Source organism: Janthinobacterium sp. (assembly GCF_031995485.1).
Taxonomy (GTDB): Bacteria; Pseudomonadota; Gammaproteobacteria; order Burkholderiales; family Burkholderiaceae_D; genus Janthinobacterium.
Map to the genome: position 1 here is coordinate 28857 of NZ_DAMAGB010000061.1, position 6018 is coordinate 34874.

A 6018-nucleotide genomic window follows, 5' to 3' on the forward strand; every position below is an offset into this window, starting at 1 on the left:
ACGCTAGTCGTCGAAGCCGCCGCCACTGCCGTGGCGGAATTCCGACGGCAGTTTTTCGTTCGACAGGGCGGCACTGATCGCATCGATGTGTTTGGCCACCACTTCGATATCGCCGTCCTTGAGCAGCTTTTCCGCCAGCTTCACGGCAAAGGCGCCGGCCCGGTCCAGGTAGCTGGTATAGGATTTGAGGCGCGTGCATTGCAGCCGCATCTGCTCGGCGTCTTTTGATTGCGCGATATTTTCCTTGAGCTTGCAGAAATCCTCCGCCGCCACCGCCTGGCCCGACTGTCCGGCCAGTTTGGCAATTTCCACGTAAGCCCATGCCCGCAGCGTGATATGCATGCGGATGTCAAACGCGACAAAGGACTTCATGTCCTTGTAGCCGGCATCCTGCACCGCCTTTTCCAGGCGCGCCAGGCACGGCGCGCAGGTCAGCAGCGACATCGCCTGGTCCTCGCGCTTGAGCTTGTCCAGTTCCGGCGCCGCAGCGGCAAAGTTGTCGTACGCCTTGATGTAGCGCGCCACGTCGTTGTCGGTCAAGGCGCTGGAAAAGGCGCCGCAGGCAGCCAGCAGCAGCGGCAGGCAGATCAGGAGGAGGAGTTTTTTCATTTCTTTATCATAACAAAATCGCTGCCGAATACAGCGGCTGCGCCTGTCAGCGGCGTGATTTTTTACGCAACCCCATGATTTGTAGCGCCAGTCCCACCAATAGCATGACACCCAGGCTGGCCAAGGCTCCCAGCAACAGCGGCGACGTCGGATCGGTGACCAGCGGATGGCCATCGGGCACGCGGCGCAGCGTTTCACTCACGGTCGGCACCATCAGCAGGAACACGCTGAGGCTCAGGCATATCGTTTCGATATAGCTGCTGGCCCGCGCCGCGAAAGGCACATGGGCGACGCTGTAGCCGGTCAGCAATAGCAGGAGCGTGGCGGCGGCGATGCCGTAACTGGCCGGCTGGTGCGCAACAACGAACACCGTGACCGCGCCGATCAGCATCGACACCAGATAAGCGATGCCGGCGCCATTGCGCGGCGTGATCCTGCCATACCGCAGCAGCATATACAGCGCCAGGGGGATGGCAGGCAGGCTGCCGAGGGTATGCAGCCAGCCCAGCGGGGAGATTCCAAACATGATGATGCCTTTCAGTAAGAACTACTTCTCCGGTACGCCAGGGCAGCGGGGGAGAATGGATTAACAAACCTACTAGTTGGTAGGTAATGGAGGAAAAAAATTACGGCGAAATCAGCGCCTCGCCGCCATGCGTTCCAGCTGTGGCTGCATCACGGTGGCAAACAGGTTTGCGTCGCCATACGCGCGCGCCGACAGCATCGCCCCGTGCACCGTTGCCATAAAGGCCTCGGCCTCGACGCGCGCGGGGGACTGCAGTGTGATGGCACCTTGCTGCACGCCGTGTTCCAGTACCGACGTCACCCAGCCGGAAAGGAAACGGAAATGGCCGCGCACCGCCAGCGCCACCTCGTCCGGCAGGATCGGCAGTTCGCTGGCCAGCATCGCGCACACGCAGAAGGGGGCGCTGGCATCAAGCAGGCAGGTGTTCCAGTATTGTATGTAGGCGCGCAACTGCCCCAGCGGGTCCGGGATGGCGGATGCCAGCTTGCCGAAACCATCCTCCGCTTCGCGGCGATACCCGGCCAGCAGCTCCGTCACCAGATCGACCTTGGTCGGGAAATGGTGATGGATGCTGGGTTTGCGGATGCCGACCACCTCGGCGATATCGGCATAGCTGAAGCCGTTGTAGCCGCCGGCGGCGATCAGCGTGCGGGCGCAGGCCAGGATGGCGTCAGAGGTGTTCGATGGAGTCGTCATGTTGCGTAGCCTACCTTCTGGTAGGTTTGTGGTCAAGCTTTTTCTGTAGCCTTCAGATCGCCTCCAGGCGCGCGTCATACGCCAGCTGGGCCTCTCCGATGCCGTTGCCGTGCTCATGGGCCCAGGCAACGAGTGCCGTGAATGGCTGCTGCAAGGAACGCCCTAGGGGCGTGATCGAGTATTCGACCGCCACCTGCGACGACGGGATCACGCGCCGATGAACCAGCCCGTTGCGCTCCAGGCGACGCAGCGCCGCCGCCAGCGCCTTGTGCGTGATCGGGTCGAGGCGGCGCTTTGCCGCGGAAGGCGCCCGCGTCTATATCATGGGCCGCCGCCAGGCGCAGCTCGATGAAGCGGTGGCGCTGATCGGCGCACGGGCACACGCCGTGCAAGGCGACGTGACGGTTGCCGGCGACCTGGAACGGCTGTTTGCCGTTGTCAAAAAAGAGGCGAGCCAACTCGATATCCTGGTCACCTCGTCAGGCGTGTCGGACTACGCGACCCTGGACAGCATCACCGAGAACCATTTTGACGACGCGTTCAACCTGAATGTGCGCGCCATGGTGTTCACGGTACAACATGCAGTCCGGCAGATGGCCAGCGGCGGCGCCATCGTGCTGATCGGTTCGATTGCCGGGGAGCATCGGCAATCCCGGTTACGGCACTTATTCGGCCACCAAAGCCGCCGTGCGCTCGTATGCGCGCACCTGGAGCCACGAGCTGGCGCCACGCGGCATCCGCGTCAATACGCTGAGCCCCGGCCCCACCGACACGCCGATGTTCGATGGCGTGAGCGACGGGATCAGGCCATCGCTGACCGACCGGATCCCGATGAAACGCCTGGGGCATGCCGACGAGATCGCTGCCGCCGCCCTGTTCCTGGCATCGGCAGAAAGCAGCTATATCGCTGGCGCGGAGCTCAATATCGATGGCGGCATGACGGCATAACGACCTTCAACGGCAACGCAAAAGCAGCAGAAAAACTTCGTTGCAGAACGTTCCTTTTTTTGCTGGCGACACGCGGGGAGGCCAGCCAGGCCATAATTTTCTGTTATATGATCGTGGGTTCGAGTTCTCGCACGTCGACCATGAAACTGTTTCGCCTCCTGCTGGCCGTGCTGCTGCTGGCCGTCGTTTTGCCTGCCAGCGCCGCCCGGACTATCGCCAGCGGCGAGGACCTGATGCGGCACGATGGCCGGATCTACCCGGCGGCAGATGCGGCGTTTCCTGCCGGGTACAGTGACATCGCGCGCTGGCGCCAGGGCCGCGCTGCGCTGCCCAGGGTCAGCCAGTTTGGCGGCAGCTACTGGCTGGTGGCCGAGGTGCGCAACGACAGCAGCGTAGCTGGCTGGGTGGTGGCACCAGGCAGCGTGCTGTTCGACCAGGCGGCCATCCGCGTCTACGGCAGCGATGGCAGCGTGCAGTCGCTGGCCAGCGGCTACCGGGCCGACTACCAGTACGCGCTGCATTACGGCCAGCGCATCCGGATCGCGCCTGGCGCCAGCGCTGCCATTGTCGCGCGCATCGACAGCCCGTTCTACCAGGCGCCGCCGTCGCTGCGGCTGTTTGCCGAATCTGAATACCGGCACCAGAGCACGCTGGAAAACAGCCTGATCCTCGCTTCGCTCGGCGCGCTGGGGGCGCTGGCCGTGTTCAACCTGTTCGTGCACCTGATGAAGCCGGACCGCGCGACCTGGTGCTATGCGCTGTACCTGCTGGTGTTCCTGGTCGCCTGGGCGCAGGAATTCCACCTGCCGGCGCATTTGCTGGGCTGGCACAATCTGCACTGGCTGTATGTGCCGTTCTTCCTGCTGGCGCTGCCGCACACGGCGTTCTATGTCGAGTTCCTGCAGTTGCGCCAGCACTTTCCGCGCCTGGCAAAGCTCAGCCGCATCAACTACGTGCTGCCGCTGCTGCTGTTGCCCAGCACCGTGCTGGCGCTGCCGTATGCGCCTGTCCTGGCCACGCTGGCCATCAGCGTCTGGCTGTCGCTGGCGCTCTTCTGCGGCATCGCCAGCCTGCGCGCCGGTGTCCGCCAGGCGCGCTACTTCGTGCTGGCCTCGTGCGCGCTGATGGTGCCGGCCACCCTTATCCTGCCCAGCAACTTCGGCCTGGTCGCGCCGCCCGTCTACAATCCCGAACTGTTGACCCTGCTGGGCGGCACGCTGGACGCCTTGCTGCTGGCCTTTGCGCTGGCGCACAAGCTGCGCCTGCTGGTGCAGGACAAGGAGCTGGCGATGCAGCAGCTGAACCGGTCCATTATCCAGGCGCATACCGACCACCTGACCGGCATCGCCAACCGCCATGCCTTCGACGACCAGCTGGCGCTGCGCCATGCGGCCGCGCATGCCGGCAAGGAGGAGGGCGGCCTGGCGCTGCTGCTGATCGACCTCGATGGCCTGAAAGCCGTCAACGACCGCGACGGCCACGCACGCGGCGACGCCTTGCTGCGCGACTTCGCCCATGGCCTGCGCCAGCTGCTGCGCGCGGGCATCGGCGTGTATCGGCTCGGCGGCGACGAATTCACCATCCTGGCGCCCGCGGGCGACGTCGATTGCATGCTGGCGGCGCTGCGGCAGCTGGAAAGCGCCTTGCGCCAGCGCGGCTATCCGCAGGCCGGCGCCAGCGTGGGCTGGGCGACAGCCGCAGAGGCGCCATCGTCCGACGCCATGCTGGCGCTGGCGGACCGGCGCATGTACCAGCACAAGAACGCGCGGCGCCGGGCGCACGCCGGCGACGTACTGGCGGCGACAGGGCGGTAAGCCAGTCGGGCTGCCTTGCTGCTGTCACCGGATGCCGGGCGCCAGGCTGTATCAGCGGGTCAGGACCGAGCGGCCGATGCCATGGTATTCGATGCCGTACAGGGCCATGCTGTCCGGCTCGTACAGATTGCGGCCGTCGAAAATCACCGGCTGCTTCAGGCGCTTCCTGATCAGCTCGAAGTCGGGACTGCGGAAGGCTTTCCATTCGGTCACGATCACCAGCGCATCGGCGTCCAGCAAGGCATCAGTCGGGCTGTCGGCATAGCGGATATGGGCCAGTTGCTGCGGATTCAAATCCAGTGCCAGCACGCGCTGCGCTTCCGCCATCGCCACCGGGTCGTACATGGCCACTGTCGCGCCGCGCGCGAGCAGGTCGGCCAGCAGCACGCGCGCCGACGCTTCGCGCATGTCATCCGTGTTCGGCTTGAAGGCCAGGCCCCAGATGGCGAAATGGCGCCCCGCCAGGTCGCCGCCGAAGCGTTTGACCACCTTATTTCCCAGCACATGCTTCTGCCGGTCGTTGACCGCTTCGACGGCGCGCAGGATCAGCAGTTCCTGGTCGTGGCCGCGCGCCGTGCGTTCCAGCGCCTGCACGTCTTTCGGGAAGCACGAGCCGCCATAGCCGCAGCCCGCATACAAAAAGCTGTAGCCGATGCGCGGATCTGAGCCGATGCCGCGGCGCACCGCCTCGATATCGACGCCGACCTTGTCGGCCAGGTTGGCCAGCTCGTTCATGAACGAGATGCGCGTGGCCAGCATGGCATTGGCCGCGTATTTGGTAAATTCGGCCGAGCGCACATCCATCCAGTAGGTGCGCTCGCGGTTGCGGTTGAACGGCGCATACAGGCTGCGCAGCAGGTCGCGCGCGCGTTCGCCCTCGGGCGTGGCATCGACGCCGATCACGATGCGGTCGGGCCGCATGAAGTCTTCGACGGCCGCGCCTTCCTTGAGGAATTCGGGGTTCGAGGCGACAGAAAACGTGGCATGGGTGGCATCGATGGCGCGCAGATCCAGTTCGGCCTGGATCGCGGCGCGCACTTTTTCGGCGGTGCCGACCGGCACGGTCGACTTGTCGACGATGACCTTGTATTCGTTCATGTACCTGCCGATGCCGCGCGCGGCGGCCAGCACGTATTGCAGGTCGGCCGAGCCGTCTTCGTCGGGCGGCGTGCCGACGGCAATGAACTGCATCACGCCATGGTGGGCGGCTGCCTCCACGTCGGTGGAAAAGGTCAGGCGGCCGGCGGCGCGGTTGCGCGAGACGACTTCTTCCAGGCCCGGCTCATGGATGGGGATGCCGCCGCTGTTGAGCAGCGCGACCTTGCTGGCGTCGAGGTCCAGGCAGAAGACGTCATTGCCCAGCTCCGCCAGGCAGGCGCCCGTCACGAGGCCGACATAGCCCGTGCCGATAATGGTGATTTTCAT

7 protein-coding genes and 1 pseudogene are annotated in these 6018 nt (G+C 64.8%); 3 read left to right on the plus strand and 5 right to left on the minus strand.

The window, feature by feature from the left end; genetic code table 11:
- Positions 1–3 precede the first annotated feature (3 nt).
- The 4 genes from RTQ46_RS24830 to RTQ46_RS24845 form a co-directional block, all read right to left on the minus strand.
- Entirely contained in the window at positions 4–609 is a 606-nt protein-coding gene (locus tag RTQ46_RS24830) for a hypothetical protein (protein ID WP_312440267.1), read from the minus strand.
- A 46-nt stretch (positions 610–655) separates the two neighbouring features.
- Positions 656–1135: a hypothetical protein gene (locus RTQ46_RS24835; protein ID WP_312440268.1), complete on the minus strand. Its 480-nt coding sequence runs from the start codon at positions 1133–1135 to the stop codon at positions 656–658.
- A 111-nt stretch (positions 1136–1246) separates the two neighbouring features.
- Positions 1247–1831, minus strand: coding sequence for a TetR/AcrR family transcriptional regulator (locus RTQ46_RS24840; RefSeq protein ID WP_312440269.1), 585 nt, complete (start codon positions 1829–1831; stop codon positions 1247–1249).
- A gap of 52 nt (positions 1832–1883) precedes the next feature.
- Positions 1884–2108: a helix-turn-helix domain-containing protein gene (locus tag RTQ46_RS24845; RefSeq protein ID WP_312440271.1), complete on the minus strand. Its 225-nt coding sequence runs from the start codon at positions 2106–2108 to the stop codon at positions 1884–1886.
- A gap of 46 nt (positions 2109–2154) precedes the next feature.
- Here RTQ46_RS24845 and RTQ46_RS24850 point away from each other — a divergent pair.
- From RTQ46_RS24850 to RTQ46_RS24860, 3 genes and pseudogenes are all read left to right on the plus strand, one after another.
- Positions 2155–2409 (plus strand): annotated as a pseudogene (locus RTQ46_RS24850) (SDR family NAD(P)-dependent oxidoreductase); the annotation flags it as partial.
- A gap of 52 nt (positions 2410–2461) precedes the next feature.
- A complete protein-coding gene (locus RTQ46_RS24855) occupies positions 2462–2779 on the plus strand; it encodes an SDR family oxidoreductase (protein ID WP_312440272.1) in 318 nt (105 codons plus the stop codon).
- 140 nt (positions 2780–2919) lie between these two features.
- The gene (locus RTQ46_RS24860; protein ID WP_312440273.1) at positions 2920–4593 is read left to right on the plus strand and encodes a diguanylate cyclase; all 1674 of its coding nucleotides are present in this window, start codon (positions 2920–2922) and stop codon (positions 4591–4593) included.
- 51 nt (positions 4594–4644) lie between these two features.
- On the opposite strand, the gene RTQ46_RS24865 is transcribed toward RTQ46_RS24860, so the two are convergent.
- Positions 4645–6018, minus strand: a 1374-nt coding sequence (locus RTQ46_RS24865) for a UDP-glucose/GDP-mannose dehydrogenase family protein (protein ID WP_312440270.1), incomplete at its 5' end; no start/stop codon positions are given.

Coding starts and splice junctions, on each gene's coding strand:
- RTQ46_RS24830 (WP_312440267.1), bottom strand. CDS start 609: ATGAAAAAACTCCTCCTCCTGATCTGCCTGCCGCTGCTGCTGGCTGCC.
- RTQ46_RS24835 (WP_312440268.1), bottom strand. CDS start 1,135: ATGTTTGGAATCTCCCCGCTGGGCTGGCTGCATACCCTCGGCAGCCTG.
- RTQ46_RS24840 (WP_312440269.1), bottom strand. CDS start 1,831: ATGACGACTCCATCGAACACCTCTGACGCCATCCTGGCCTGCGCCCGC.
- RTQ46_RS24860 (WP_312440273.1), top strand. CDS start 2,920: ATGAAACTGTTTCGCCTCCTGCTGGCCGTGCTGCTGCTGGCCGTCGTT.